The following is a 2,524-nucleotide window of genomic DNA, read 5'->3' as shown; positions in this document are numbered from 1 at the left end:
TGAAGGACGTGCTGCTGCTCGACGTGACGCCGCTCTCGCTCGGCATCGAGACCCTCGGCGGGGTGATGACCAAGCTCATCCAGAAGAACACCACCATCCCGACCAAGGCGACGCAGGTGTTCTCGACCGCGGAGGACAGCCAGACCGCGGTGACGATCCACGTCCTGCAGGGCGAGCGCGAGATGGCGCGCGGCAACAAGTCGCTCGGCCAGTTCAACCTCACCGACATTCCGCCCGCGCCGCGCGGCATGCCGCAGATCGAGGTCACGTTCGACATCGACGCGAACGGGATCCTCCACGTCTCGGCGAAGGACAAGGCGACCGGCAAGGAGAACAAGATCAAGATCCAGGCGAGCTCCGGGTTGACCGAGGACGAGATCAAGCGGATGGTCGCCGACGCCGAGGCGCACGCCGAGGAGGACCGCAAGGCGCACGAGGTGGTGGAAGCGCGCAACCAGTGCGACCACCTGATACACTCGGTGAAGAAGTCGCTCGCCGAGCACGGCGAGAAGATCGGCGCCGACGAGAAGGCGAAGGTCGAGGCGGCGCTGAAGGACGCCGAGGAGTCGCTGAAGAGCGACGAGAAGAGCGTGATCGAGGCGAAGACCCAGGCGCTCGCGCAGGCCTCGCACAAGCTCGCGGAGACGATGTACGCCGGGGAGCAGGCGAAGCAGCAGCACGGTGCTCAGGCGGCCGGTGGCGGCGAGAAGGCGGCCGAGAGCGCAGCCAAGGACGACGGCAACGTGGTCGACGCGGAGTACACGGAAGTCAAGGACAAGAAGTGAAACGTGATCGGGCCGGGTGAGATGTGAGGCGCGGCCATCGGGAGCTTGCGGCCGGGCAGAAGGCGATAGCTCTCGCTGGCGCAACCTACCGCCTCACGTCAGGCTTTCCGCGGGATGAGGAGCACGGGCTGACGAGCCAGATGCGGCGGGTCGCGACATCGGTACCGGCCAATATTGCGGAAGGAGCAGCTCGCGGGGGCACCCGCGAGCTGATTCGTTTTCTGGACATGGCCTCCGGTTCCCTGTCAGAACCGGATACCCACCTGGAGGTGGCAAGAACTCCGGCCATCGTCACTGATACGCGTGAAGTCGAGGAGCGCATCGACCGGGTTTCAGCACTGATGCCTGCACTGGTGAAATCGTTGAAGGCCAGGGCTCGCTGATTATCGACGTCTCACATTTCACGTTTCACGTTTCACGACGAAATGGCAAAGCGCGACTACTACGATGTGCTCGGCGTCAACAAGGACGCCTCCGAGGACGAGCTGAAGAAGGCCTACCGCAAGCTCGCCATGAAGCACCACCCGGACCGCAATCCGGACAATCCGAGAGCCGAGGAGCGCTTCAAGGAAGCGAAGGAGGCCTACGAGGTACTGTGCGACCCGCAGAAGCGCAACGCCTACGACCAGTTCGGCCACGCCGGCGTCGACCAGGCAGCGGCGGCGGGCGCGGGCGGCGCGGGCTTCGGCAATTTCGCCGACGCCTTCGGCGACATCTTCAGCGACATCTTCGGCGGCGGGCGCAGCCGCACCAATGTCTACCGCGGCGCGGATCTGCGCTACAACCTCGAGATCGGGCTGGAGGACGCAGCGCACGGAACCGAGACGAGGATCCGCATTCCCGCCATGGAGGAATGCGGCACCTGCCACGGCTCGGGCGCAAAGCCGGGCACCTCGCCCACCGCCTGTCCCGGCTGCCACGGCCACGGGCAGGTGCGCATGCAGCAGGGCTTCTTCTCGATCCAGCAGACCTGCCCGCGCTGCCACGGCAGCGGCAAGATCGTGGCGAGCCCGTGCTCCGCCTGCGGCGGCGCGGGCCGCGTCAAGCAGCAGAAGACGCTGTCGGTGAAAATCCCCTCGGGCGTGGACGAAGGCGATCGCATCCGGCTCTCCGGCGAGGGCGAGGCGGGCGTGAACGGCGGCCCGCCCGGCGATCTCTACGTCGTGATCCACCTCAAGCCGCACGCGGTCTTCCAGCGCGAGCACAACGATCTCCACTGCGAGATGCCGGTCAGCATCACCACCGCCGCGCTGGGCGGCGAAATCGAGATTCCGACCCTCGACGGCTACGCCAAGATCAGGGTGCCGCCGGAAACACAGACCGGCAAGGTCTTCCGCCTCCGCGGCAAGGGCATCAAGGGCGTGCGCGCCGCGAGCCCCGGCGACCTCATGTGCCACGTCGTGGTGGAGACGCCGGTCAACCTCACCGCGCGCCAGAAGGAACTCCTCGCCGAGCTCGAAGCGATCAACCAGAAGGACAGCGGCAAGCACGACCCGAAGGCGAAGTCGTGGATGGAGAAGGTTCGCGAGTTCTTCTCCGAATGAAAATGCCGGCTCGCGCCGGCATTTTCATCGTGAGATCCACGAAGGACCGGATATCCGCCGTTCGGGGGACTAGCCTGAATTTCCACGCCGGTAGATTAGCCTAACACGGCCCGCGGCGCGGGCTGCCGTTACTCCTCTCTCCAGCCGCACCAGGTTCGGCCTTCTCCTGTTAGTCTAAGTGTGCGCCTACCACTG

Annotated in this window: 3 protein-coding genes; all 3 read left to right on the top strand. The window is 65.7% G+C overall.

The genetic code is table 11. The features are described from left to right. Positions 1-785, top strand: a 785-nt coding sequence (locus tag IT540_RS11060; protein ID WP_291177283.1) for an Hsp70 family protein, incomplete at its 5' end; no start/stop codon positions are given. 23 nt (positions 786-808) lie between these two features. Then, positions 809-1,168, top strand: coding sequence for a four helix bundle protein (locus IT540_RS11055; RefSeq protein WP_291177281.1), 360 nt, complete (start codon positions 809-811; stop codon positions 1,166-1,168). A 42-nt stretch (positions 1,169-1,210) separates the two neighbouring features. Further along, on the top strand, positions 1,211-2,329 hold the full coding sequence (gene dnaJ, locus IT540_RS11050; RefSeq protein WP_291177278.1) for a molecular chaperone DnaJ: 1,119 nt from the start codon (positions 1,211-1,213) through the stop codon (positions 2,327-2,329). Positions 2,330-2,524 lie beyond the last annotated feature (195 nt).

This window comes from Hyphomicrobium sp., assembly GCF_020852195.1.
Classification (GTDB): Bacteria; Pseudomonadota; Alphaproteobacteria; order Rhizobiales; family Hyphomicrobiaceae; genus Hyphomicrobium_C.
This window is presented reverse-complemented; position numbering and strand designations above follow the sequence as displayed.

Excerpts from the sequence above, each read along its gene's own strand:
- dnaJ (WP_291177278.1), top strand. The coding sequence starts at position 1,211 with ATGGCAAAGCGCGACTACTACGATGTGCTCGGCGTCAACAAGGACGCC.